Source organism: Ensifer sp. YR511 (assembly GCF_900103045.1).
Lineage (GTDB): Bacteria > Pseudomonadota > Alphaproteobacteria > Rhizobiales > Rhizobiaceae > Ensifer > Ensifer adhaerens.
In genome coordinates this window covers 110,709-134,019 of the sequence record NZ_FNGR01000018.1, presented here as the reverse complement: position 1 = coordinate 134,019, position 23,311 = coordinate 110,709, and the positions used below count along the sequence as shown (strand labels likewise).

Annotated in this window: 20 protein-coding genes; 4 read left to right on the top strand and 16 right to left on the bottom strand. The window is 64.4% G+C overall.

The features are described from left to right. Positions 1–13: 13 nt before the first annotated feature. From BLU15_RS25640 to BLU15_RS25570, 15 genes are all read right to left on the bottom strand, one after another. Positions 14–397, bottom strand: coding sequence for a RidA family protein (locus BLU15_RS25640; protein ID WP_060529107.1), 384 nt, complete (start codon positions 395–397; stop codon positions 14–16). Positions 398–407: 10 nt separating this feature from the next. Then, on the bottom strand, positions 408–2,015 hold the full coding sequence (locus BLU15_RS25635; RefSeq protein ID WP_060529108.1) for a carboxyl transferase domain-containing protein: 1,608 nt from the start codon (positions 2,013–2,015) through the stop codon (positions 408–410). 44 nt (positions 2,016–2,059) lie between these two features. Further along, positions 2,060–3,223, bottom strand: coding sequence for an isovaleryl-CoA dehydrogenase (locus BLU15_RS25630; protein ID WP_060529109.1), 1,164 nt, complete (start codon positions 3,221–3,223; stop codon positions 2,060–2,062). 310 nt (positions 3,224–3,533) lie between these two features. After that, on the bottom strand, positions 3,534–5,714 hold the full coding sequence (locus BLU15_RS25625) for a cellulose synthase (RefSeq protein WP_090299227.1): 2,181 nt from the start codon (positions 5,712–5,714) through the stop codon (positions 3,534–3,536). After that, on the bottom strand, positions 5,711–6,760 hold the full coding sequence (locus tag BLU15_RS25620) for a glycosyl hydrolase family 8 (RefSeq protein ID WP_090299224.1): 1,050 nt from the start codon (positions 6,758–6,760) through the stop codon (positions 5,711–5,713). Before BLU15_RS25620 ends, BLU15_RS25625 begins: the two co-directional genes overlap by 4 nt. Beyond that, on the bottom strand, positions 6,757–9,084 hold the full coding sequence (locus tag BLU15_RS25615) for a cellulose biosynthesis cyclic di-GMP-binding regulatory protein BcsB (protein WP_090299223.1): 2,328 nt from the start codon (positions 9,082–9,084) through the stop codon (positions 6,757–6,759). The genes BLU15_RS25620 and BLU15_RS25615 overlap by 4 nt, the downstream gene beginning before the upstream one ends. Beyond that, positions 9,084–11,261 carry a UDP-forming cellulose synthase catalytic subunit gene (gene bcsA, locus BLU15_RS25610; RefSeq protein WP_034789955.1) on the bottom strand — a complete coding sequence of 726 codons (2,178 nt, stop codon included), beginning with the start codon at positions 11,259–11,261 and terminating at the stop codon, positions 9,084–9,086. Before bcsA ends, BLU15_RS25615 begins: the two co-directional genes overlap by 1 nt. Before the next feature lie 109 nt (positions 11,262–11,370). Beyond that, positions 11,371–12,309, bottom strand: a complete 939-nt coding sequence (bcsN, locus tag BLU15_RS25605) for a cellulose biosynthesis protein BcsN (RefSeq protein ID WP_063894939.1) — start codon at positions 12,307–12,309, stop codon at positions 11,371–11,373. A 222-nt stretch (positions 12,310–12,531) separates the two neighbouring features. Further along, on the bottom strand, positions 12,532–13,227 hold the full coding sequence (locus BLU15_RS25600) for a class II aldolase/adducin family protein (RefSeq protein WP_090299220.1): 696 nt from the start codon (positions 13,225–13,227) through the stop codon (positions 12,532–12,534). Then, complete coding sequence (locus BLU15_RS25595) at positions 13,224–14,693, bottom strand: FGGY family carbohydrate kinase (RefSeq protein ID WP_090299218.1); 1,470 nt, start codon at positions 14,691–14,693, stop codon at positions 13,224–13,226. The genes BLU15_RS25600 and BLU15_RS25595 overlap by 4 nt, the downstream gene beginning before the upstream one ends. Positions 14,694–14,740: 47 nt before the next feature. Next, positions 14,741–15,589, bottom strand: coding sequence for a sugar phosphate isomerase/epimerase family protein (locus tag BLU15_RS25590; RefSeq protein WP_034789974.1), 849 nt, complete (start codon positions 15,587–15,589; stop codon positions 14,741–14,743). Between the two features lie 2 nt (positions 15,590–15,591). Further along, positions 15,592–16,590, bottom strand: a complete 999-nt coding sequence (locus BLU15_RS25585) for an ABC transporter permease (protein WP_060529115.1) — start codon at positions 16,588–16,590, stop codon at positions 15,592–15,594. After that, positions 16,587–17,588 (bottom strand): ABC transporter permease, encoded by a 1,002-nt coding sequence (locus BLU15_RS25580; RefSeq protein ID WP_060529116.1) that lies wholly within the window; start codon positions 17,586–17,588, stop codon positions 16,587–16,589. Before BLU15_RS25580 ends, BLU15_RS25585 begins: the two co-directional genes overlap by 4 nt. Further along, complete coding sequence (locus BLU15_RS25575) at positions 17,581–19,095, bottom strand: sugar ABC transporter ATP-binding protein (protein WP_090299215.1); 1,515 nt, start codon at positions 19,093–19,095, stop codon at positions 17,581–17,583. The genes BLU15_RS25580 and BLU15_RS25575 overlap by 8 nt, the downstream gene beginning before the upstream one ends. A gap of 140 nt (positions 19,096–19,235) precedes the next feature. After that, positions 19,236–20,228, bottom strand: a complete 993-nt coding sequence (locus BLU15_RS25570) for an autoinducer 2 ABC transporter substrate-binding protein (RefSeq protein WP_090299213.1) — start codon at positions 20,226–20,228, stop codon at positions 19,236–19,238. Positions 20,229–20,472: 244 nt separating this feature from the next. On the opposite strand from BLU15_RS25570, the gene BLU15_RS25565 reads away from it, so the two are divergent. From BLU15_RS25565 to BLU15_RS25555, 3 genes are all read left to right on the top strand, one after another. After that, positions 20,473–21,531, top strand: a complete 1,059-nt coding sequence (locus BLU15_RS25565; protein WP_034789995.1) for a LacI family DNA-binding transcriptional regulator — start codon at positions 20,473–20,475, stop codon at positions 21,529–21,531. An 88-nt stretch (positions 21,532–21,619) separates the two neighbouring features. Continuing rightward, the gene (locus BLU15_RS25560) at positions 21,620–22,072 is read left to right on the top strand and encodes an Lrp/AsnC family transcriptional regulator (RefSeq protein ID WP_090299210.1); all 453 of its coding nucleotides are present in this window, start codon (positions 21,620–21,622) and stop codon (positions 22,070–22,072) included. A 96-nt stretch (positions 22,073–22,168) separates the two neighbouring features. Next, entirely contained in the window at positions 22,169–22,792 is a 624-nt protein-coding gene (locus BLU15_RS25555; RefSeq protein WP_060529120.1) for a LysE family translocator, read from the top strand. Positions 22,793–22,846: 54 nt separating this feature from the next. Here the strand turns inward: BLU15_RS25555 and BLU15_RS25550 are convergent, their stop codons facing one another. Continuing rightward, a complete protein-coding gene (locus BLU15_RS25550) occupies positions 22,847–23,116 on the bottom strand; it encodes a GFA family protein (protein ID WP_244546810.1) in 270 nt (89 codons plus the stop codon). A gap of 14 nt (positions 23,117–23,130) precedes the next feature. On the opposite strand from BLU15_RS25550, the gene BLU15_RS39590 reads away from it, so the two are divergent. Beyond that, the gene (locus tag BLU15_RS39590) at positions 23,131–23,289 is read left to right on the top strand and encodes a hypothetical protein (RefSeq protein ID WP_156624128.1); all 159 of its coding nucleotides are present in this window, start codon (positions 23,131–23,133) and stop codon (positions 23,287–23,289) included. Positions 23,290–23,311 lie beyond the last annotated feature (22 nt).

Below are 23,311 nucleotides of genomic sequence, written 5' to 3'. Positions count from 1 at the left end.
GCATCTCCTGGCCCTATTGCGCTGCGATCACATCGATTTCGAGCAACCATCCGGCATCGAAGATGCCGGCGATCGCGACCGTCATGGCGGGTGCTAGCGCACCGAGATATTCGGCGCGGGCCGCGCGGTTGGCCATGGCGTGTTGCCGATCGGCAAGCAGCACCGTCACCTTGACGATATCGGCCTTGGTCATGCCCGCCGCGGTCAATTGCGCGTCGATGTTGGCCCAGACCTGGCGCGCCTGCGCCTCGAAACCCTCCGGCAGCGCGTCTTCAGGCGTCAGCGGCACCTGCCCGCTGACGAAGAGCAGACGCTCGAAGTTCTCCAGGCGAACGGCCTGCGAGTAGCCTCCACGCGGCTGCGGTGCGTTCGGGGCATTGATGTTTTCGCGTTTCATGGCGGTGTCCCTACATCCTGAAGAGGCCGAAGCGCGTGTCTTCGATCGGCGCATTGAGCGCCGCCGACAGCGACAGGCCGAGCACGTCGCGCGTCTTGCGCGGATCGACGACGCCGTCGTCCCAAAGTCTGGCCGAGGCATAGAGCGGATGGCTCTGGCGTTCGAAGAGATCAAGGATGGGCTGGCGGAAACGCGCCTCCTCCTCCTCGCTCCAGGGCGTTCCCGCCCGCTTCAGGGCCTCGCTGCGCACGGTCGTCAGGACGCCGGCCGCCTGCTCACCACCCATGACGGAGATGCGGCTGTTCGGCCAGGTCCACAGGAACCGCGGCGAAAACGCCCGACCGCACATGCCGTAGTTGCCAGCGCCGAAGGAACCGCCGACCAGCATCGTCACCTTCGGCACACGTGCCGTCGCCACCGCCGTCACCAGTTTGGCGCCGTGCTTGGCGATGCCTTCCGTCTCATATTTCCGCCCGACCATGAAGCCGGTGATGTTCTGCAGGAAGACGAGCGGGATCTTGCGCTGGGCGCAGAGCTCGACGAAATGCGCGCCCTTCAGGGCGGATTCCGAAAACAGCACGCCGTTGTTGGCGATGATGCCGACCGGGATGCCGTGCACATGGGCAAAGCCGCAGACGAGCGTGGTGCCGTAGCGCGCCTTGAATTCGTCGAAACGGGAACCGTCCACGGTGCGGGCGATGACCTCGCGGATGTCGTAGGGCGTGCGCAGATCCGAGGGCACGATGCCGGCGATCTCGTGCGGGTCGTAGAGCGGCGGCTCAGGCGTCACCAGCTCGACCGTCAACGGCTTCAGCCGATTGAGTGCCGAAACGGCCCGGCGGGCGAGCGCCAGTGCATGAGCGTCATCGCGCGCCAGATGGTCGGCCACGCCGGAGAGCCGCGTGTGCACATCGGCGCCGCCGAGATCCTCCGCCGAGACGACCTCGCCGGTCGCGGCGCGCACGAGCGGGGGGCCGGCGAGAAAGATCGTGCCCTGGCCTTCGACGATGATCGTCTCGTCGGACATGGCCGGCACATAGGCGCCACCCGCGGTGCAGGAACCCATCACCACGGCGATCTGCGGGATGCCGGCGGCCGACATATTGGCCTGGTTATAGAAGATCCGACCGAAGTGATCGCGGTCCGGAAAAACCTCGTCCTGGTTCGGCAGGTTGGCGCCGCCGGAATCGACCAGATAGATGCAGGGCAGATTGTTTTCCGCGGCGATCTCCTGCGCGCGCAGGTGCTTCTTGACCGTCAGCGGATAGTAGGTGCCGCCTTTGACCGTCGGGTCGTTGCAAACGATCATGCACTCACGGCCAGACACCCGGCCGATGCCGGTGATCAGCCCGGCCGCCGGCGCATCGCCGTTGTACATGCCGTGCGCCGCCGTCATGCCGACTTCGAGGAAGGGTGTTGCCGGATCGATGAGGTTGGCCACCCGGTCGCGCGGCAAGAGTTTGCCGCGGCTGACATGGCGTTCGCGCGCGGTATCACCGCCGCCGGCGGCCGCCACCTTCACCGCGTCTTCGACAGTCGCGATCGCCTCCGCCATGGCCGCCTGGTTTGCCTTGAACGTATCGGAGGACGGAGAAATGTGAGATTTCAGAACGGTCATCAAGTCCTCTTTCGATCGAGTTCGGCCGTTTCAGTTGCCGGCGGCTACCGCGTCTCGGTAAACAGCTCCCGCCCGATCAACATGCGGCGGATCTCGCTGGTGCCGGCGCCGATCTCGTAAAGCTTGGCGTCGCGCAGCAGGCGACCCGCCGGGTAGTCGTTGGTGTAGCCGTTGCCGCCGAGCGCCTGGATCGCCTCGAGCGCCAGCGCCGTCGCCTTCTCAGCCGCATAGAGGATGCAACCGGCCGCATCCTTGCGCGTGGTCTCGCCGCGATCGCAGGCCGCCGCCACGGCATAGACATAGGCGCGCGCCGCATTCGCCGTCACATACATGTCGGCGAGCTTACCCTGCATCAGCTGGAACTCGCCGATCGCCTGGCCGAACTGCTTGCGCTCATGCAGATAGGGGACGACCACATCGAGGCAAGCGGCCATGATGCCGAGCGGCCCGGCCGAAAGCACGACACGCTCATAGTCGAGCCCCGACATCAGCACGCGCACGCCACCGCCGATGGTGCCGAGCACGTTTTCTTCCGGCACTTCGCAGTCCTTGAAGATCAGCTCGCAGGTGTTGGAGCCGCGCATGCCGAGCTTGTCGAGCTTCTGGCCGGTCGAAAAGCCGGCATAGCCCTTCTCGACGAGGAAGGCGGTGATGCCGCGCGGGCCGGCGGTCGGATCGGTCTTGGCATAGACGACGAGCACGTCGGCGTCCGGACCGTTGGTGATCCACATCTTGTTGCCGTTGAGCACATAACGGTCGCCGCGCTTGTCGGCTCTGAGCGTCATCGAAACGACGTCGGAACCGGCGCCGGGCTCCGACATCGCCAGCGCACCGACATTCTCGCCGGAAATCAGCTTCGGCAGGTAACGCGCCTTCTGGTCGTCGTTGCCGTTGCGGTTGATCTGGTTGACGCAGAGATTGGAATGGGCGCCGTAGCTAAGGCCGATCGAGGCCGATGCGCGGCTGATCTCCTCCATCGCCACGCAATGGGCGAGATAGCCCATAGCGGCCCCGCCATGCTCCTCGCCGGCGGTAATCCCGAGCAAACCAAGCTCGCCCATCTCGCGCCAGAGCGGCATCGGAAATGCGTTGCTGCGATCGGTCTCGTCTGCCAAAGGCGCGATACGGTCCGTTGCGAAGCGCCGCACACTCTCGCGCAACGCGTCGATGTCCTCGCCAAGCGCGAAGCTCAATCCGCCCTGAAACATGTCTATCCTCCCATCGTGCCGGCCAGTGCGGTCTCCTCCCACAGCGGCCGGACGATAACGCTCCATCCTCTACGCGGATCGCAGCGAATGCAATGAGATCAACGCCGCGACATGGCCGGACGATAGCACCGCGTTTCGCTAATTTCCTTCCAAAGAGGGGCAAAGCCAAGCACGATATGCAAATCCGGAACCGCCTGCCGATTGCATCCTGTGCGCGAACGAGTTGGCGGGCCCTCGCGCCGAGTCCGGCGGCAAGCGTTCCACTCCTGGTACGGCAACAGGTGTCGCCGTGACATCGCGGGATCGACGATCAGTTCTTGTTCGGCCAGATTTCCTGGCTGGCCTCGACGGCCGCAAGGCCCTGCATCGCGTCTCTATTGCCGGTGGCGGCAAGCGCCTCGAAGATGCGTCGCGCTTCCGCGTGGTACTTGAGGTTCATGTAGGCGTAGCCGCGCAGCACCATCAGGTCCTGGCGGCGGGTCGAGATCTGCCCGAGCTGATCGAGAAAAAGGATGGCCTCGCGGTAGCGATTGGCATTGAAGGCGGCAATGGCACGGTCTGCGAGGATCGCCGTCTGCAGCTCGTCGACCCGCCCCCGGCTCTGCGTCGACTTGGTCGCCGACACCGCCGCCTTGTTGGTGAGGCCGGCGCGCAGGTAGGCCAGGCTCTGGCCATAGGCCGCGTCTTCGCGCATCTGCGACGCAGGCGCCTGCAAGGCCACCTCGAATGCTTCGGCGGCCTCCAGCGGCCGGTTGAGGTCCATCAGGCACCAGCCGCGCACGAGCGCCGCCTGCGGCGCCATGCCGGCGGGATTGATGGTGGTTCGGCAGCCGGCCCCGCTGCGCACCGATTTCTGCACGACGCCGCCCGTGCGCGGCCTCTGAGCGGCAGGTTGCTCGACCACCTCTGTGACGACGGTGGTACGGGCCGTCGGCTGCGGTTGCGTCCGTTGCACCTCGGCCGTCGGAAGCGGCGCGCGGCTGACTTCGTCGAGCTTCTCCTTGACTTCGCCAAGCCGGGCGATGCGTTCGGAACGGCCCGACCACAAACGCTGGACTTCGACGACGCCATCCTTGTCGTTCAGCTGGTCACGGCTGAGCGCGAGGCCATAGGCCGACGGCTCGTCGTCCGGCTTCCAGCGCAGCGCCGTTGCAAACCATTGTGCGGCGGTTGCCGGCTGGTTGAGGGCGCGCGCATACCAGCCGAACTGCTGGGCCGTGGCCGGTTCGCGGGCCTTGGTCGTTTCCTGAGCGATCCGCGCCAGCACGGCGGCATCGAGGGCGACCGGCGGATCGATTGCCAGCAGATTGGCAGTCGCCGCGAAATAGGTCGCAAGGGCATCGGGCGAGCTATCGCGCCACGGGTAGAGTACGGCCTCGGCCTCGAGCGGTGCCTTGCGCGCGATCAGCGTCAGCGCCAGCCCCTGCGCGGCGGAGGCGCTGTCTTCCTTGTCATGGGCACGGCGGAACCATTGCTCGGCGGCGCTCATGTTGTCGCGGCGCAGCTGATACCAGCCGAGCAGCAGAGCGTCGCTTGCCGTGCCACCGGTCTCGGCCAGTTTTTCGACGCGCTGGACGTACTTGGGATCAACCGCAAGCGCTTTGTCTCCGTCACCTTCGGCAACGAAGCGCCGGGCGAGATCATCACGGATGCTTTCGAACTCCGGCACGCCCTCCGGCGTGGTGCGCTCGAGCGCGAGCAGATCCTGCAGCGTCGCGTAGGACAGCACAGCGGCAGCCTTCTGCACGGTGGCGAGCCGTTCCGGCGCGTTGTCGCAGCTCTTCAGCACATAGAGATAGGCATCGCGGGCCCGGTCCGGCCGCTTGGTCTCGGCAAAGGCCTGCGCCACATGCCAGAGCACATCCACTTCCGAGCAGGTCAGAAGGCTCGGCGTGCTCGCAGCAATCGAAATCACGGTTTCATACTGCTTGAGCTCGGAGGCGTTCACCAGCCGGGCGCGAGCCTCGGCGACGTTGAGGCGCTCGAGCAGGTCCGATGGCGGCTGCCAGGCGGCTTCCTTCGCCTGACGCTCGGCGATCGCCTTGCGCACTTCGGCGTAGCGGCCTTCAGAGTAGAGCCGCCACATGGTTTCGAGCGCGACGTCGTTGTTGCGCGGCACAGCCAGCGGATCGGCGGGCGGGACCCAGTCGGGATAAAGCGAGCGCAGGCGCGAGATTTCCGCCTGCAGCCGTGCGGTATCGCCCTTGGCGGCAAAGTAGCGAAGCGCCGATTCGTCGACCACCGACTGCGGCTTGCTTGTGCTTTGTGCTTCCTCCGACGGCCTGTCGGCCTGGGCCACCTCGGTGAATTGCGGCGGCGCGCCGCGCGCGCCCTGGCCGGCGCTGCCGCCGACGGCCGGCGCCTCCTGGCTCTCGCCAGTCAAGCTGCCGAGTTTCTTGTTGTCCTGGCGCAAGAAGCCGCCATCGGTCAGTCCGGCAACCCCGATCGCCGTAGTCATCACAGCGGCAATGGCAACGATTGAGGACTTCATAGACACTCCGGACGCTTCTCCCTCACGTAAGACAGCCCCAACAGGTGCAGCGTGGAAGGGTAATATTGCGTCGGGCTGAACACCTTGACGCTGTCGGGTATCGGAACCCTGTCCAAGACACAGGCCAGAATATGGTTAACAAATCGATAACCGGGGTCCGTGAGGCTGGTTTGAACGCCCCCCGTAGAGGCGTCGCTGAGGACCAATGCGTCGTTGTCGCCGGCCATTCCCGCCCGCAGCCGCGCCATCAGATCGCGGCCACCCATGTCCGCCCGGGCGAGGTAGAGCGGGATCCGCAAAGCGTTATAGCCGAACTCGGCGGGAAAGCCCTGGGCTGGCTTCGGCATCGCACGCAGGCTGACCCAGTCGGCCGGCAGTTTTCTCGGGCCTGATTGCAGGGCATTGAGCAAGGCCAGGCCGTCGTCCGAGAGCGCCTTCCAGCGCGGCGACGGCGCTACCCGATCAAGCGCGGGAAAAGCCTCGAAGATCCAGTAGGACGGATTGACCACCGGGCCATCCGGGCGATCGGTCGTACCGAAGCCCGTAACGCCGGGCAACAGCAGCGTTCGCCCGCCATGATCGAGCAGGGTGTTGTCGAGGATAGCCTTGGCGATCCGCGAGGCGGCCTGCAGGTAATCCTGCCGCTTCCAGCGTTCACCGGCGAGCACCAGCGCATAGGCGATCAGGATGTCGCCGTCGGTGGCATTGTTGATGTCGATAATGTGCGGCGTTTCGGTGGCACTCCACTTCCACGCCGCCAGCCCATCGTCGCGCAGCAGCAGCTCACGGCGCGTGAACGACCAGATCAGCGCGAAGTCGGCCGGGTTGTCGGCCAGCACGGCGAGAAGCAGGCCATAACCCTGTCCCTCGCTATGGCTGACATTGCCATTGGCGTCGTCGATGATCCGGCCGCCGGAATCGAGGAACCGCGCCTTGTACTGGTCCCATTCCCCAGCCTTCACCGAGCCCGCCTGTTCGTCGGCTCCGGCCGCCATCGGCAAAAGGAGCGCAAGCAATCCGGCGAGAAGCGCGGTCCGCCACTTCATTGGCGCCGCCCCAGGCGAGTGAGCATCGAGGATGTTGCCAGCCCCAGAAGCACCGACAGCACGATCAGCAGCAGGGCATAGACCATGATGTTGCTGGACAGCCAGTTGGCAAAGATCAGGCGATAGTTGGTGAGCGACGGCGGCTGCGTCTGGACGAAATCGAATCCGGCGACCGGCGTCACCTCGATCTTGTCCGTCGCCGGCTCATAGGCCGAGACCCGCCCGGCAAGCTGTTGCCAGCGCGTGACGTCGGCGATCGCCGCCGTGCCCTCACGCAGACGCTTTCCGGTTGGCGCCGTCAGCAGCGTCCAGGTCGCGTCGTCGCTCGGATTGGCGCCTTGCGCAATCACCAGCCCGGCACTTTCCGGCGGAATATAGGCGGCTTGCGCTTCGGGCAGGATACGCAGCGAGCTCAGCGAAATGTCGAACTCCTGCTTCACCCATGTCTGAAACCCCGTGACCTGGTTGCGCCAGGCGCCGCCGCTCAGGCGCGTGCGCCACTCGTCGATGGCCTTCTGGGTGTCGTCAGGACGGCCGGTGTCCTCCGCATTGCCCCAGGACATCTGCCTGGCGGGGTCGATACCGACCTGTGTCAGCACCGTCTTCGGCAACTGCGGCATGGCGCCGATGAAGATCGCGTTGCGGCTGCCGGCTGCAAGCGGCGATGTGATCACCTCCACCAGCATCGGCCTGCCGCCGGCAACCGCCAGGCGGGCAAGGAAGGTCGCGGCCGCCGACAGCGTGTCCTCGTCTGCACGGTCGAGGAAAAGGGGAACGGCGGCGCTATCACTGCGATAGGGGGCGGCGGCACCGGAAATCGCAGAGATATTCGGCCGGCGACCGATGCGCGCGAAGTCCGGCATTCGCAGTTCGGACGTATCGAAGAGCGCGAAGCGGGGATCGTTAGAGGCCGGCGTTCCCGGCGCGCAGGCCTTGTCCGGCTCGGCGGAGAGCACCGCCTCGATCTCGATCAGGTTCGGACCGGGCTTGAAATGGCGCATCGTTACTTTGATCGGCAGGTGGCGCAGGATGTCGCCTGTGGCCGAGTTCAAAGGGATCGTCGATGCGATGTTGCCGTTGATATAGATGTCGATGTGGCTGCCTGGAAGCACGGCATCCGTATAGGCGGCGTCGAGCAAAAGCGTCGCGTCGCCATAGGCGTCGGCATAGAAATCCGACGGCACGGCTACGGAGAAACGCGTACGAAAGCGCCGGCCGGTAAATTCGCTGGTTTCCACCCCGAGTTCGGAGAAGCGCAGGCGCGCATTCGTCACGACCAGCGGCGTCTCCGGCAACTGCCAACGCCCGGTGGCGATGACGTCGCGCGGCACATTGCTCGGGCGGTCCATCGGCTGCGTGATCCCCTCGATCGCCTCCTGAACGGCGGACCAGTCTGGACCGCTGATCACCAGCACCGACGACTTCGTCTTGCCGTCGCGCACGAACATGGCGACAGGGCCGCTCGACGCACCTTCCGGCAGTCGCTCGAGGAACGGCGCCACTTCCTCCGCGGTGCCGACGAGCGCAGTCATCTGCCCGGGTTTCGCGAGTTCAGGCATGGTCTCGCTGAGGGCGAATTCCTGGGCGGGCATCTGGCCGCGCAACGCCATGCCTTGCGCAAGCCGCATCAGAGCCGCCGTTCGGCTCGGCTGCTGGAGGCCGGGAACGACCAGGTTGAACTGCGTCCGGCCGCGCGCATCGAGCCCGACTGCGCGTACGTCGTCGAGACTGGAAAGCGTCGCGCTGTCGCCGGAGGAAAACCGGATGAAGGCCGATTCCGGTGCGATCTCAGTCCACAGTTCATAGGTCGATTCGACCGTGCAGTCCGTGCGGTGGCGTTGGCGAACCTTGACGCGAATATCGTTGGATCCGGCGCGCAGCAACCCGGGCTTCAGGTCGTAGCTCAGCGGCGTGGCGGCCTCCGCCGAGCCGATCGGCTTCTCGCCGGCCAGTTCGCCATTGACGAAGATCGAAAGAGTCGACGCTTCCGGCGCAACGACGATCGCGTTCTGATAGGCGAAATTAAGCGAGACGGCAGATTGCGCCTGCGCCGGCGTCAGATAGACGGACCAGGTGCGTTCATCGACCTCTCCGGTCAGCGACAGTGCGCTGAACGGGATGATGAAGCGCTTGAAGTCGTCCGGCGGCTTGAGCGTGACGATGGGTTCTGCCGGCCCGGCGTTGCTTCCGGTGTCTGCCGGCGGCTGCAGGATCGGAGCATCCGCAGGGCGCTCGCCGGACATGTCGAAAGGCGACGGCTGCGCCGACACGCCGGTTGCAAGGCTCGCAAGCAAGAGGGCTGGGAGAACGAGGCGCCTGAGCATCAAGCGCCCTCCTTCTGCGCCTCGGAGCCACGCAGGCTGCGAAGGAAGTAGATCATGCCGCGGCTCGTCTGATAGAGCGCCAGCCAGAGGAACCAGAACGTTCCGCGCACCAGTCCCGGATTACCGCGCCGGGCGCTTTGAAACTCGCTCCATTGCCGCGAATTGGCAAAGATCAGGTCGGCGACCAGGCTGTGATGGCGGGCGACCTGCGGCAGGTAGCGGCAGCCCATGATGGTGATATCGCCGGCAACCTCCTTGTTGCGGATCGCGACAGGCAGCGTCTCGGCCACGCCGCTGCCGCTGTAGGGCTCGAAGCGGATCCCGCCCTCGGTGTCGGTCGGCAGCGTCGATGCGTCGATGCCGTAGACCTGGACGCGCGCGCCGTGCGCCGAGACATCCTCGATCGTTGCCGGATACCATTTGTCGGCGACCCCGAATTCGCAGCGGCGGCTGACCTTGACGCGCCGGGAGGCTGCCCGCTCGCCGCGCTCCGACACGACGCCGAGCACGCAGCCGGCCATGATCAGGTTCAAGAGGTTCCAGCCGCCGACGACGAGCGTCACGTCTGCCTTGTACGGCTCGGTGTAGACCCGGTAGACCGTCATGAGCAGGGCGACGAAAAGCACCGCGAAGATGACGAAGAACGGCCGGGCAATCTCGGAGAGCCGGCTTTCCAGGATCGATTCATCCTTTGCCGTCACCTTGAAGGTCGGCCGGCTCGGCCGCAGCAGCACCGAGATGACCGCCGGCAGCAGATGCACCGTCTGGGCGAACTCGTAGAGTTCAGAGATCCAGGGCCAGCGGAACGAGCCGTAGAGATAGTTCTGCATCATCAGGTTCACGACCATGTAGGCCAGCGTATAGGCGAGGAACTCGCCGCCAGACGCCGTGAAGATCTCAAGGTCGAAGAACAGATAGAAGAGCGGCGCAAAAAGGAAAATCGTCCGCGGGATCGGAAACAGCCAGAACAGCGTCGACGACATGTAGCAAAGCCGTTGCGGGATCGACAGTCCGCCCTTGAACAGCGGAAAGCGGAATATGAGGATCTGCATCATCCCTTGCGCCCAGCGGCTGCGCTGGCCGATGAAGCTGGCGAAGGTCGCCGGTTGCAGGCCGGCGATCAGCGGGCGGTCGACATAGATGCTGTTCCAGCCGCGTCCGTGCAGCGCCAATGCCGTTTCGCAATCCTCGGTGATGCTCATGCCGCTGAAGCCCTCGGTATCCTCCAGCGCCTTGCGGCGAAGAACGGCGGCCGAGCCGCAGAAGAAGGCGGCATTCCACTTGTCGAGACCGCGCTGGATGATGCCGTAGAACATCTCGTTCTCGCTCGGCATTTTCTCGAAAGTGCGCAGGTTGCGCTCAAGCGGATCCGGGTTGAGGAAGAAGTGCGGCGTCTGCACCAGGAACAGCTTCGGGTCCTGCTCGAAATAGCCGACGGTCTCTAAAAGGAAGTCGCGCGCCGGCGCGTGGTCGGCATCGAAGACCGCAATCAACTCGCCGTCGGAGTGCAGCATGCCGTTGTTGAGGTTGCCGGCCTTGGCGTGCTCGTTGCGCTCGCGCGTGAGGTAGCGCACGCCGAGATCGTCGCAAAGCGCCTGCAGTTCGGCATTGCGGGCGGATGCGCGCTGCGCTTCGACAAGGTTTGCCGAGTTGCGCTTCTGCAGGGTGCCGCCGTCGTCGAGCAGCCACACGGTCAGCTTGTCGGCCGGATAATCCATCGCCTTGGCGGCGGCAAGCGTATTGGCGAGCAGGCCTGCGTCCTCGTTGTAGGACGGCACGAAGACGTCGACCTTCGGAAACTTGCCGGGAGAGATCGAACTCGCCTTTCGCGGCGGCAACGGCATCGCCACTACGAACAGGCTGAGCGACAACATCATCACGCTGTACATTTCAGCGAGGTAGAGCAGGAAGCCCGGAATGAAGTTTTCAAGCTGGTTGAGCGGCGGCAGCGTGCTTGTCGTGCGCCAATAGACATAACGCAGCACGATCGCCGTACCGAAGGCGAGCGCGATCAGCCGCCAGCGGCCGCCGGCATTGGCAAGCTTGAGCACGGCCATGAAGGTAACGATGAGAACGCTGACGATGAGCTGCGTCTGGAGGTTCACCGGCAGCGTGATGACCGCCATCACACAAAGCGAGAAAAACGCCCAAGCGGCAACCGATCCGATCCTGCTCATACATTTGCCTTCCAGCGTTCGGCATCATGCCACTGGTATTGCCCGACCCATATTCGACCGAGTCTCCCCTACCGACACCAGCCCATAACAAAGGATGGTTAGCGGTCGATTAAGGGCAGGCTCCTCCGGTCTGCTGCCCTGCGCACGCGGGAGCCGGCACGATCACGTTCGGCAAGGTTTTCGCCGTGGTTTCCGCCTGCGCCTGCGGCATTGAGACGGTCCCGTCCGGCTGCGGAACCGGGATCGACGTCACCGCGGCGGGCGCAACGACCTGCTGTTCGACGCGTGCCGGAACGCTGCTGACTTCACGCCGTGCCACGGGCTGCACCTGGCGCCGCGGAACCGCCACCGGAGCGCTCGTGGTCACCGCCTCTTCCTGGCGGTAGATCGGGCTGCCGGTTCGGCCGAGACCCGCCTCCAGCGGCGGCGGCGCGCCATAGGGGTTCCAGGCAGGATCGCCGAAGGTGCCGGTGATCGTGTAGCCGTAGACCGGGGCCAAAAGCTCGGTCTCGCTGGCGCCTGCCGCGCAATAGCGCAGCCGCACCTGGATCGTGCCGTAGCCCTTGAGCGGCGAGCGATGGTTCTCCGCCTGGCGGATCTGCTGCCAGGCAAAGATGCAGGCGTCGTTCGCCCGGCCCTGACCGAAGGCATAGCCGAACGGCCCGTAATTGTTCTGCAGGAAGTAAGGGTTGAGCGACAGCGAAACGCCGGGCAGCGCCCGGCGCGCCTCAGCCATCATTTTGTTGTCGCGCACAGCGGCATAGTTCGAGCGGGACTGTTGGTCGAACTTGGCGTTCATCGGGCCGAAGAACTTGGCCCGCAGCAGGTTCTGACCTGGGGTCGCCGCCGAGGTGTAAAGATAGATATCCTGCTCGATCGCGTTGGTGCTGCGCCGTTCGACGACGTTCAGAACCGCAGGCCCGCCGGGCGGCGGCAGGATCAACGCGTTTTCCGAGGGAACCATGATGCTGCCGGTCGGCGTGCCGACGTCCTGGCGCGTGTTGCAGCCCGACAGCACGGTCGCGGCCACCAGCGACACCGCAGCCACGCGCCAGCCGTCCGCAGGGCGCAGCCGTCTCTCCGACGTGCCGAATCTCCGACTCAGATATCGTTGCATCATGGCTGAGCATTAGTTGATTCACCCCATTTCGCAAACCCGCGAAGAATGGGGGCAGAGATGCGACCGGGCGACGACGCACGGCTTTGTCCCCTCAAAATCGATTGTTTCAGGGCGGGCCGGCGCGCTTCGGCGGCGCCGCGACCAGTCGCCTCAAACCGCTTTTCTGGGACGGGCAAGATCGTTGACACCCTCATCATCCGGGGCCTGCCCGTAGCTCATGCGGCGCATCTGCGCGATGACGCGCTCCATCTCGTCGTCGGGCAGAACCGGCGGCTCGCCAAGCGTCAGCGCCTGAACATACATGCGCGACAGGGTCTCGATCTCGATCGCCAGCCACAAGGCGGACTCGAGCGTCCTGCCGAGCGAGATCTGGCCGTGCTGGCCAAGCAGGCAGGCCGTACGGTCCTTGAGCGCCACAAGCGCATTGTCGGACAATGCCTGCGTGCCGAAGGTCGCATATTCTGCACAGCGGATCGTCGTGCCGCCGGCAATGCCGGTCATGTAGTGAAAACTCGGGATGGTCTTGTGGTGGCAGGCAAGCGTGGTCGCATAGACCGAATGGCAGTGCAGTACGACGTTGATATCCGTGCGTTCCCTCAGGATATCGCGGTGGAAACGCCATTCCGACGACGGACGAAGACCGACATAGGTACCGTCGAAATCCATCTCGACCAGATCCTCAGGCTGCATCGTCTCATAGGGCAGCGACGACGGCGTGATCAGGAAACCGGTCTCGGTGCGAACAGAAATGTTGCCCGCAGTCCCCTGGTTGATACCGTTCGAATTCATGCGGCGGCAGATGTCCACCATCTCGCGTCGGAGCGACAGAATGTCGGCCTTGGTCATCGATATGTCCTTTCGAAGTCGCGACTGAAACCATTGTTGTGCCCAGCCCGGGCGTGGGCTCGCCATTGCGACGCATAGACGGCGACAGCAGGCGAGAGGTGAGACACGTCACCGGGATCGGTGAGCGAAAGCGGCGCCGGGCGCCGGCGCCGGCCCTCGCTTGCAAGCAGTGCGGCGCCGGAGGCCACGCCATAGGCATCGAGATTGAAGCGCACACGCCGGTTCGGCATCAGTGCGGCGACGAGGCGGGCATAGAGCGGGTCGCGCAGGAAGCTTCCGTCGAGTACGACCAGCGGCCCCGGCCCCAGCGCCTCCACGCACTCCGCCGTTAGAAGCGCGCAATAGAGCAACGCCAGCGCCTTGCGTTCGATCGGCGTTTCCGGCGGTGGCCCGCTGATGCGACCGCGACCGGCACTTCCCGGAAAGAGGCCGTCATCGTCGCCGAACGACGGCAGCGCCATGCTGCGTCTGGCGATCAAGCCGAGAACGACGTCGTCAGGCACCGCGGCGTCCGGCGGTTCGCGGCCCGCCACATGGGAGAACTCGCGGCCGCCCATCGTGAGCACGCCGCCGAGCGGGCGCCCGAAGACGTCGCTGTTCAGCGTCATGCCGCGGCGTTCGTCGAGCCGGTCGAGCGCCGTGCGGCCGGAAAAGCCGACGATCCACGTTCCGGTCGAAACGACGATGAAATCGTTGAGCCCGCCGGCGTGATAACGATAGTGGTTGAGGCTGCTGTCGTGGCCGCCCGTAAGCACGCGCAAGCCTTCCGGCAACCCGTGGCGCCGGACAAGCTCGGGACGAGCGGAGCCGAGGACCTGCCAGGCATCGGCAAAATCCGGCATCAGGCTCCGCCAGCCGCGTGTCCCGACAATGGGCGCGAAGCGGCGTTCGGCGACATTCCAGAGATGCGATTGCGCGCCGAGCAGGCTCGCCTCGGATGCAGCAACGCCCGACAGCCGCCACGCCCAATATTGCGGCAGACCGAGATACCAGCACGCGGCGGCGACGGCATCGGGCGCATGCTCCTGCATCCAGTAGAGCTGGCGCGCCTGATGGGTGGCGCTGTGCATCGTCGCGCTGCCGCGGTCGAAAAACGAACCGGAGAGCGGCGCGTAGCCGAACTGGATTTTCTCCGGCACCGGCTGCTCGTAATCGATCATCGGTAGAGCCGCGCCAGCGGCCATATCCGGGTCATCGCCGACGAGTACGCCGCCGGACCCGTGACCGGCGGCGACGAAGGTTTGCAGCGGATGGCGGCGACCAAGATCTGCGAGACTGGCGAAGATCCATTCGCCAAGGCTTTCGAGGTCGTGATGCCGCCAGGGCGGGCCCGGCAGCACTGGGTTGGCAACGCTCAGCGTTTCCAGGACGAAACCGTCTGATGTGACCGCGTTCAGCTTCACATTGGTCTTGCCGACGTCAAGGACGGCGACCGTCCCCGTGTCCGCATCCGCTGAAACTGCCATACCGAGACCCTCCGTCCTGATAGAGGCGGCGCTTAAAGCGCGCGCACCTAGATCAATCCGTATTGCCGGGCCTTGTTCCTAAGGAACGGCAGGCCGTTGCCCATCACTTCCTCTTCGTCCCTGGCGACCGGCCGCCAGACCGCAAGGCCATAGGCCACTTCTGGCGGCATGTTGATGAAGCTTTCCATCGCCAGTCCACCCTTGAAACCGATCGCGGCCAGCGTCGCGAAGATCTCGTCCCAGGCGCAGTTGCCATAGCCGGGCGTGCCGCGGTCGCTTTCGGACAGGTGGATGTATTTGATGAAGTCGCGTGCATCGAGGATGCCGGTGCCGATGCCCTTTTCCTCGATGTTCATGTGGTAGGTATCGAGATGCACGAAGACATTGTCGGCGCCCACCCTCTTGATCATGTCGACCGCCTGCCAGCCGGTGTTGATCAGGTGGTTCTCGTAGCGGTTGACCGCCTCGACGCCCAGTTCGATGCCACGGGTTTTGGCGTGCTTGGCGGCGGCCTGCAGCACACGGGCGATGTTGTCGTACTCGGCTTCAGTCGGCGGCACGCCGGTGCGCTCGCCGATGCCGCCGTAGATGACGCCGGAGAGCGCCTCGCCGCCGAGATCGGCCGTCTTGTCGATCGCCACCTTCAGATGCTCGATCGCGGCATCGGGTCGGACGGATGCCCAGGCGCGCTCCGGCAGGCCGAGCGAGCAGACCGCGCGCAGCTTGTTTTTCTCCAGCAGCGCCTTGGTATGGGCAGTATCAACCGCCGGCGGATTTAGCATCGGGATCTCGATGAAGTCGACGGCGTATTTCACCGCCGCCGCAACGGCGCGCTCCGCACCGGGGCGATCCCAATTCATGGTCCACATGCTTGTATGGACGCCAAAACCCTGCATGGTCATGTTTCCTTTCTGACAAATGAAATCTTGAATTTCGTCGCGACGAAGCGCAGCACCATGACGCCGGCGAGCAGCAAACCCCAGACGGCGGTCGCCAGATGCTGGTTGGCGCCGACGAGGTTGAGACCCGAAGAGAGAAGCTGCAGCACCACCAGCGCGACAAAGACAGGGATTACCCGACCGAAGCCGCCGAACGGATTGACGCCACCCAAGAAGCAGGCGAGCACCGTGATCAGCAGGTAGCTTTCACCGTGGCCGATGCGCACGGAATTGAAGCGCGCCAGCATGATGATGCCGGCAATCGCGCACATGGCGCCGGAGAGCGCATAGACGAGCACGATCACCTTGCGGGTGTTGATGCCGGAATAGCGGGTCGCCTCGAGGTTGGAGCCGATCATGTACGTGTTGAAGCCGAGCTTCGTGCGGGTCAGCAGCACGTTCCAAGCGAGCACGCAGACGATAAAGACGATCAGCGGGATCGGCACGCCGAGAAACGAGCCGTGACCGAGCGGACCGAGGAAGGCCGGAAAGCCGGATACGTCGCCGCCGCGCGTCAGGAACTCGCCGAGGCCGCGCAGGAAGATCATCATCGACAACGAAACGAGGATCGGATGCGCGCGGGTAAAGGCGATCACCAGTCCCATGATCACGCCGCTCGCCGCCCCAACGAGAATGGCGAGCACCGAACCGAGCAGGAAAGCGCCGGGGCCGGCCTCCACCCCGCCATTGGCCTGCAACACCCAGGCGAGCGTCAGCCCGGCGATGTTGGCCGAGAAGGTGATCGCGAGATTGAGCCCGCCCGTCAGGATCGGCAGCAACATCGCGAGCGTCAGAAGGCCGAGCTCCGGCAGCTGGAAGGCGACCGAACCGAAGGTGGCCGCGCTGAGGAACTGCGGCGAGGCGATGCCGAACACCAACACCACGGCGAGAAACGCCAGCCCCGGCCCGGCTATTTCCGGACCGATGAGGGTCTTCACGCGTTCGACGATCGCACTCATCGTCCGGCTCCTTTCTGGCTGACGAAGGGCAGAAGCCTTTCGATGCGGGTATTGGAGAGCGTGATCGCCACGAGGATGATGGCGCCGATGATCATCTTGAAAGCGAAGGGCGAGACGCCCATCAGGTTGAGGCCGTTCTGGGTGATCGAGATCAGGAGCACGCCGAGCACGCAGCCGAGCACCGAGCCCTTGCCGCCGCCAAGCCGCGCGCCGCCAAGGACGACCGCCGCAAGCACGTCGAGTTCGCGACCATAGAGCGCGTTCGGCACCACCTCCTGCGCATAGTGCGCCTGGATGAGCCCACCGATGCCGGCCATCAGACCGAGCCAGCCGAAGGCGATGAACTGCATGGCGCCGATGTTGATGCCGAAGCGGCGCGCGCCTTCCGGATTGTCGCCGAACGCATAGAGCTGGCGGCCAGTCGTGGTGCGGGTGATCAGCACCCAGGTGGCGATGACGCAGAGCACCATCACCAGCACGGGAAGCGTGATCTCGATCCAGGTTCCGTCCGGCATCTCGTGTTCGAACAGGATGACGCGGTCCGTCAGCCAATCCGGCAGGTCGTAGATCGACACGCCCTTGGTGAAAAACATCAGGAGGCCGAAGTAGATGTTGAAGGTCGAGATCGTCGCGACGATCGAGATGACGCGGAAGCGGTGGATCAGGAAGGCGTTGATGGCGCCGAGCAGGATGCCGAGCGAGCCGGCAATCAAAAGGCCTGAGATCCAACCTCCGCCGCCAATCCAACCAAGAGCAATGGCCGTACCGTATTGCACGACCGAGGCGGCAACAGCGAAGGAGATATCGATGCCACCGGCGATCAGCACGACGAGCAGCCCGACGGCGAAGATGATGTTGACCGAGCTGATGTTCAGCAGGTCAAAGGCGTTGCCGAGCGAGAAGAAGTTGGCGGTCGAGACCGACAGCACGGCGCTGATCGCGATGATGACGGCAAGCAGCGACACTTCCGTCGCGTGGGTGCGGACGAAGCTACGCATAGACCGCTCCTTCGATCTCGGCGAGCGAAGCGCTGCGCGGATCATAGCTGCCGACGATGCGGCCTTGCGCCATGTGCAGCACACGGTCGGCGTTGAAATAGACCTCCGGCACCTCATCGGAGATCAGAATGATCGCAAGGCCGGTCTCGGCAAGCCGCGCGACGATGTCGAAGATGCCAGCACGCGCACCAACGTCGACGCCGACAGTCGGGGCGTCGAGGATCAGGAGCTTCGGATCGGTCGCCAGCCACTTGGCGATCGCCACGCGCTGCTGGTTGCCGCCGGAAAGCGTGGAGATCGCATCCTGCTGCAGCCCGATCTTGACGCCGAGATCGGCGATCCAGCGCGCGACAAGGCTGCGCTTGCGATCCTCGGAAAGCAGTCCGCCTGAAAGGATCTTGTCGAGCGAACTGATGACAAGATTGTCGGCGATCGACTGCGGTTGGATGAGGCCAAGCGACAGCCGGTCCTCGGAGAGATAGGCGACGCCCGCCGCAATCGCATCGCGGTTGGACGAAAAGCGGACCGGCTTGCCTTCAAGCGCAATGGTACCGGATGCCGGCTTCAGCATGCCGAAAAGCGTCAGCGCCAGTTCGGTGCGCCCAGCGCCGAGCAGGCCGGTAATCCCAAGTGTTTCGCCGCGCCTGACCGAGAGCGAGATATCCTCGAATTGGCCCGGGCGGGACAGGCCCTTCACATCGAGCACGACGGGCTGACCGTCGCGGAATTTCGCGCGCACCTGCTGGTCGAAGGTCTTGCCGGTCATCAGTTCGGTGATGCGCGACTGGGTCATGCCGGCGGCGGGGTAGACGCCCACCAGCGCACCATCGCGCAAGACCGTGATGCGGCTCGAAATCTCCAACACCTCGGCGAGCCGATGGCTGACGAAAACGACGGCGACGCCGGAGCCGGAGAGCCCGCGAACGATATCGAGCAGATGGTCGGTTTCCGATTGCGTCAGCGACGCGGTCGGCTCGTCCATGAAGACGAGCCTCGCTTCACCCACAAGCGCCCGGGCGATCGCCACGATCTGGCGCTGGGCAATCGCATATTCCTTGAGCGGCAGGTCGACGTCGAGCGCCACGCCAAGACGGGCGAGCGCATCGGTCGCGATCTGGCGCATTCGGCCATAATCGACCAGTTTCGGCCAGCGGCCGAGCACCGTCTGGAAGGCGATGTTTTCGGCGACGCTCATTTCGGGAAACAGCGCCAGGTCCTGCCAGATCACCTGGATGCCGCGATCCTGCGCGGTCACCGGTGACATGTGGGAATAGGTTTCGCCATCGAACTCGATCGAGGCGCCATCGGCGGGGCGGTAAACGCCGGTGATGATCTTGATCAGCGTGCTCTTGCCGCAACCGTTTTCGCCGGCAAGGCAATGAACCTCGCCCGGTCGGACGTCGAAGCTCACATTCTTGAGCGCACGAACCCCACCAAACGTCATGTTGATATCGCGCAGGGCCAGAAGCGGCTTCTCGCCTCCTCCCGCGGTCGCAAGCTGGTGCATGGACTGCCCCTAAATCACGTTAAGTCCGAGCAAGATGCGGGCAGAAACCGCAAACACCTTTCCTCATCCGGCTCCGGTACGGTTGAGGGACTTGCCAGGCCGGCCGAAGCCGGCCCAGCAGCCGGGAGAACCCTTGAGGATCAGAGACCCATGGCCGCGAGATCCGCGACCGTGTCCTTGTTGATCGGCACGAGCTGATCGACGATGATGTTGCGGTTTTCGAAGTCCGGCTTGACCTTGCCGAGACCTTCGATCTCGTCACCGTCCTTGACCTCCTCGCCCTTCATCAGCTTGTCGGCAAGCGTGACGAAGACTTCGCCGGCCTGCTTCGGATTCCACATGAAGCCGCCGGAGATCGCGTCGGACTTCACCAGCTTCTGGCCTTGGCCGGGAGAGAAGGGACCGAGGACGAAGATCTCGCCGACCTTGCGGCGCTCTTCGACGGCGCGGCCGGCGCCGATCGGCCCCTGGCTGCCGAAGGCGAGGAAGCCTTTCAGGTTCGGATGGGCAGAGATCAAGTCGAGTGCAGTCGACCGGCTCTTGTCGACGTCTTCGGCAACACCGTAGCGATCGCCGACCAGCGTCATGTCCGGATGGTTCTTCTTGATGTAGGCGATTGCCGCATCGGCCCAGGCATTGTGCAGCGGCACGGTCAGCGAGCCGACGAAGACGGCATATTCGCCCTTGCCGCCCATCTTCTCGGCCAGCAGCTTGCCATGCGCCTCACCGAAACCGGTCGAGGATGCGAGCTCGAAGTCCCAGTCGGCACCCTTCTGGCCCGGGGATTCGTGGGTGATGACGATGATGCCCTTTTCCTTGGCCTTGGTCAGCACCGGCTCAAGCACCTTGGCGTCGTTCGGCACCACGCCGATGACCTTCACGCCTTGGGCGATGAGATCCTCGATGGCGCGCACCTGCAGCGCCGGGTCGGCGCTGGTCGGGCCGACCATGAAGGCGTCGATACCGAGCTTCTGGCCGCGTTCCTTGATGCCGGCTTCCATGGCGTTGAACCACGGAATGCCGCCGATCTTGACGACGACGCCGACCTTACCGGCATCCTGCGCAAAGGCGGTCGCCGAACTCGCAAGCGCCAGCGATGTCGCCAGGGCGGCGACGAGAATTTTCCTGATCATGTTCTCTCCTCCACTCGTTCCCATAGGGGGAACGCGCCCGGTCGCCTCAGCGCCGGCCTCCAGTTTCAAATCATCACTGGCGAAGTGTTCCTCGCCTCCCTGAAACGCCGCCTCCTCAGACGACACCATCAAATGTGCACAATCGATATTTCTTGTTTGCACAATCGATGGTGCAAGAACTATTGTGCAGACTTAATCTTTCGTCAAGGGGAAATCGGCACTAAAACCACCAGGGGAGAAACCGATGGCCAGCAGCAGCAAAAAGAAAGCGACGATCTACGACCTGTCGGTGTTGTCAGGAAGCTCGCCTTCAACCGTAAGTGCGGTCCTGAACGGCACCTGGCAGAAGCGCCGGATCAAGGAGAGCACGGCAGAACTGATCCGCAACCTCGCCGAGACGCACCAATATACGGCCAACCGCCAGGCGCGCGGACTGCGCAGTTCGCGCTCCGGCCTGATCGGGCTGCTCCTGCCGATCCATGACAACCGCTACTTCTCGTCGATGGCGCAGACCTTCGAGGCGCATGTCCGAAGCAAGGGGCAATGCCCGATCGTCGTCAGTGCCAGCCGCGATCCGGAGGAAGAGCGCAAGACCGCCGAAACGCTGATCTCCTATTCGATCGACGAGCTGTTCATCTGCGGCGCGACCGACCCCGACGGCGTGCACGAGGTCTGCGAGGCGGCCGGCCTCAAACACATCAACATCGACCTGCCCGGCACCAAGGTGCCCTCCGTCATCAGCGACAACTACGAGGGCGGGCGAATGCTGACCGAGGCGATCATCCGCCACTTCCAGGCATCAGGTCCGCTTGCGCCGCACGATCTCTACCTTTTCGGCGGCCGCAACGACCATGCCAGCCGCGAGCGCATCCGCGGCTTCCGTGCCGTCAAAAGCGAACTGCTCGGCGCCGATCCGGACGAATGCATCCAGCCGACGGGCTATGCGCCGAACAATGCCCGCCTCGCCTTCGAGGCCTTCTACGAAAAGCACGGCAAGCTGCCGCGTGGTCTCTTCGTCAACTCGTCGATCAACTTCGAGGGGCTGCTGCGTTTCATGGCAGGGCATCCGCACGAAAACTTCGCCGACCTCGTGGTCGGCTGCTACGATTACGATCCCTTCGCGTCCTTCCTGCCCTTCCCCGTCATCATGATCCGCCAGGACGTCGAGGGCATGATCACCAAGGCCTTCGACGTCATCGAGGAAGCCCGGCCGCAGCCGCGCATTCACCTGATCCAGCCCGAACTGGTGCAGCCGCGCACGGCACTGACCGGCCCGCTCGACGCCTTGAAAGACATCGAATAGCCCCGGCGACCAACGTTTCCGCGGAAACTGCAGCTTCATACAAAAAAATCATCTGTACATTCTATTAGAAGCAGCGTATTCATTGGAAATGGATGACGTTGACAGAAAAATCGTCGAAATTCTCGTTGACGATGCGAGGCGATCGCTGACCGATATCGGTGCTGCGGTGGAGTTGTCGCCGTCGGCCGTCAACGAACGCATTCGCCGGCTCGTCGCCAATGGCGTGATCCGAAATTTCACCGTCGAGGTCGATCATCGCGCGCTCGGCCTCGACGTACTCGCCTTCGTCTGGGTCGGCCTTGCGCCGGACGCGGACGAGGAAGCGTTCCGCAGCTTCATGGCCGGTCACCCTGCCGTAGCGGAATGCCACCATGTCACCGGCGCCTGGTCCTATTGCGTCAAGGTCCGGATGCCATCGCTCGGCGACCTCGAGCCGTTCCTTGCCGAAATGAAGCAACGGCGGTTCCTGGCGCGAAGCGAAACGGTGATCGCGCTGTCGACCGTACGGGAAAGCCTGGCAACGACCGCGCCGCGCGCCTGACCGGACGCGAAAACTGCTGCAACACTTTTTGTTTGCCGGGCATGCACCGTCCTCGAAGCGAACGGCGCAACCATGCCCCGGCCGGAGCCCTATGCCATGTCCACATTGTTGTTTGGAAAAAGCCTCCTCGTCGGCCTCGCGGTCGCAGCCCCTCTAGGCCCGATCGGGGCGCTCTGCATCAACCGCACGCTGGAGCGCGGCTTCTGGGCGGGCGTGGCCGGCGGCCTCGGGACAGCCGCCGCCGATGCCACGTATGCAGCACTGGCTGCGATCGGCTTCGCGGCCTTCGCAGCGGTCCTTGCCATCATCGCCACGCCGCTTAGCTTGGCCGGCGGACTGTTCATGATCTGGCTCGGGTGGAGCGGATTACGGCCAAGGTCGGTGACGGCAGCCGCCGATGTCGGCGGACGCGATCTCATTCGCACGACCATCGCCACCTTTTTCCTGACGATGACGAGCCCGGCGACGATCCTCTCCTTTGCCGCGATCTTCGCCGGCCTCGGCCTTGCCGAAGCGGGCGACGCGCTCAGCGCTGCCGTCGTGGTCATGGGCGTCTTCCTGGGATCGCTCGGCTGGTGGTTCTTCCTAAGCGGCGGTGTTGCGATCGCCCGGACGCGACTGCCCGACAGCTTCGTCGTCTGGGTATCGCGCATTTCGGGGCTGGTTCTGATCGCTTTCGGCATCATTGCCATCGGAGCCGCCGTGAAGGGGCTGCTCTAGCCCCTGTCGACGCAGCCTCTACCGGCTGCGTCAATCACCTTCGACCCCTGCTCGTCAGGTCGTGGGCTTCACCGCCTCCACGTGCCACCACTTGGGTCGGGCAGTGCGATAGCTGTGGCTCTTCGGGATCAGATCGATGGCACTCGTCTTGTCGAAGACGCCGAGCAGAAGGGCAACCACCGGCGCATCGTCGATCGCACCGAGACTGCTGCCGCAGGCCGGGCAGAAGGCGCGGCTGGAATAGTCCGAGGAGTGATAGACCGATGGCGCGCCGCCCGGTCCGGTCCAGGTTACGGCTTCGCTCGGTATAAAGAACCGCGACAAAATTGGAGGCATCCATGCGTGCAATTCGGGTGATATCTGCCCTTGTGGTTGTCGGCGGCATCGCAGGCGAGGCGATGGCTGAGGATGGTGTGCGCCCGTCTGCAGCCGGGCCAACGCCGAAGGGCCGGATCGTCTCCGGCGCCTTCGAGATGGACTTCACGAAGATCCCGTAATCGCGGCAGCTTACATGCCGGT